The organism is Streptomyces niveiscabiei (assembly GCF_001419795.1).
GTDB lineage: Bacteria > Actinomycetota > Actinomycetes > Streptomycetales > Streptomycetaceae > Streptomyces > Streptomyces niveiscabiei.
Genome location: NZ_LIRL01001277.1, coordinates 1 through 2,448, shown reverse-complemented (window position 1 = coordinate 2,448; position 2,448 = coordinate 1). Strand labels below are relative to the sequence as shown.

General features: G+C 69.7%; 2 protein-coding genes. Both read right to left on the bottom strand.

All coding sequences use genetic code 11. From position 1 onward, the window contains the following. Window positions 1–651: helix-turn-helix transcriptional regulator (locus AOK24_RS43070; protein ID WP_079057279.1), on the bottom strand; the 651-nt coding region annotated here is incomplete at its 3' end. 236 nt (window positions 652–887) lie between these two features. Further along, window positions 888–2,448: outer membrane protein assembly factor BamB family protein (locus AOK24_RS43065; protein WP_240554406.1), on the bottom strand; the 1,561-nt coding region annotated here is incomplete at its 5' end.

The window sequence follows — 2,448 nt, the reverse complement described above, 5'->3', positions numbered from 1 at the left end:
ATCCAACAACCCCGTCCGAGCAGCCAACGCCGCAGCCTCCAACCTCGACCCCACCCCCAGCTTCATCAACACCCGCTGGACATGCGTACGGGCAGTGGACGGCGCGATCCCCATCCCCGCCGCGATGAGCCGCGTATCCTCGCCATCGGCGACCCGCACCAGAACCTCGACCTCACGCGGCGTAAGCAGATGCAACAACCGCTGCCCCTCATCGTCCGGCTGGGCGGCAGGATTGAGCAGCTCACTGAACGCGTTCTGAAGCAACTGCGGCGCCACCGCCGCCTCCCCCGCCCGCGCCTTCATGATCGCCCGCTCAACCCCCTCGATCCGCTCATCGTGCCGAACGTACCCGGACGCCCCGGCAGCGAACGCCGCGGCGATACCGCGCGGGCTAGGAACGGGTCCCAGCACCAGCACGGCAACCTGAGGCCGCTCACGTTTGATCCGGACGACCGGGTCGAACGTACCCGGCTCCGCGGGCGCGGCCGTACCCAGCAGGCACACCTCAGGCGCCCGCGTGATCACCAGCTCCGCCGCGCCCGCGGCGGGCGCCGCCGCGGCGAGGACCCGGTGGCCCCGCAGTTTCAGCGCCGAGGCCAGTGCCTCGGCGAGCAGGCGGTGGTCATCGACCACCATCAGCCGCACTCCCATCGAGCAACCCCCCAGTCCCCCCATGGATGCCCAACCCGGACAGTTTCACGCGAGGCTCCCCCGGGGCCCCCGCCTTGCATGACCCCGGAAGCTACACGCTTGTTCGACGTCGCGCTCCCCCTACACGTGAGAAGTGCCCCGGATCGGCGAAAAACCTCACGTCCGCGAGGGGGGAAGGGTACGGGAACGGCCCCGCACCCGTAAGACGACGGGTGCGGGGCCGGGAACGGAAACGGTCAGGAACCGGTTCCGTACGCGATCGCGAGCTGCTCGTCCTTGTCGCTTCCACTCACGTACGTCTGCGACAGGAACAGCCGCCCCTTGGCGTACAGGATCTCCGAGAACCCCGGCGACATGTCCGACTCGGCGTCCACGCTCTCCTTGTCGTCCGGGTTCTTCAGCAGCACCGTCTGCTTGAACGACGTCCCGTCGATGCTGAGGACCTGGCCGCCCTTGTCGTACGGGCCGCTCTTGTAGACGATCAGGTTCTTGCCGTCCATGCGCAGCGGGTAGAGGTCGAAGTCCTCGCCGCCGTCCGCGCGTTGACCGGTCTGCTTGCCCGTGACGACGTCGAAGGCGACGATCTGCTTCGTACCGGCCCCCGAGTTGTCCTCGGTCTGGATGTACAGCCGGTCGCCCCCGGCGATCACGCCCTCGCAGCCGTCGGCCTCGGAGATCTCGCACTCGGCGCCGTAGTCGGCACCCGGTACGGAGATCCGCGCGCGCAGCTGGCCCGTCGCGCTGTCGATGGAGAACAGGTCCGACAGGGAGCTGCCGTCGCCCGCGCTGTCGCCGACGTCCGCGCCGACGACCAGCGGGTCGGTGGAGACGATGCTCGCGTACTCGATGCCGGGGGCCAGCTTGTACTCGGAGAGGACCTTGCCGGAGACCGGGTCGAGGGTCTGGACGCTGAGGGTCGGGTTGTCGTAGTCACCGCACTTGCGGACCGCGACCAGCTTGGGGCCGCCGCCGTAGCCGCGGTCCGTGCAGGTGTCGGCGGTCTTCGGCTGCCACAGCGGCTTGCCGGTGGCGATGTCGAACGCGGCGCCGCCGCTGGTGCCGCTCGCGGCGACCGTGTTCGCGCTGACCGTGACGGCGTCGAAGCTGAGCGCGTAGTCGCCGGCCTGCGCGGTCTTCGTCCACAGCAGCTTGCCGTTGGCGAGGTCGAGGGCGCCGACCTGGTTGCAGGGCTGGTACTTGTCCTTCGTCGGCTCGGCCGGCTTGAACAGGATCGCCGTCTTCGTGCCGTCGCTGCTGAGCCAGTGCGCGGCGCCGCAGACCGGGCCGGGGAGCTTGACGGTCCACAGCTTCGAGCCCTTGTCGAGGTCGTAGCCGTCGACGGCGGAGAGCCCCGACTTCGCGTACACCTTGTCGGTGACCCAGGAGCCGTCCGTGTCCGCGCTCTCGCCCTTGGCGACCTTGGGGAGCGGCAGCTGGAACAGCATCTTCGCCTGCGGGTCGGCGGGCGCCTTCTCCGAGCCGCCGGCACCGGTCCCGTTCGCCGGGCTCGCGCTCGGCTTGCCGTCCGTCTTCGCCTCGGTCTCCGACGACTTGGAGTTCGAGTACCAGACCCCGCCGCCGATGATCAACGCGATGGCGACAAGCGCGGACGCGACGATAAGAATCTGCGCCTTCAGCCCATTGTCCCCACCGGCCTCGACCTGCATGGGAGCGGTCGGAGGCGAGGAGTACGCGGGCGCCGCCTGCCCCGGATACCCGTACCCCGCCGGAGCGGGATATCCGTACGCGGGCTGGGGCGAGGCCTGCGGATACCCATAACCGTCCGGAGCCGCCGGG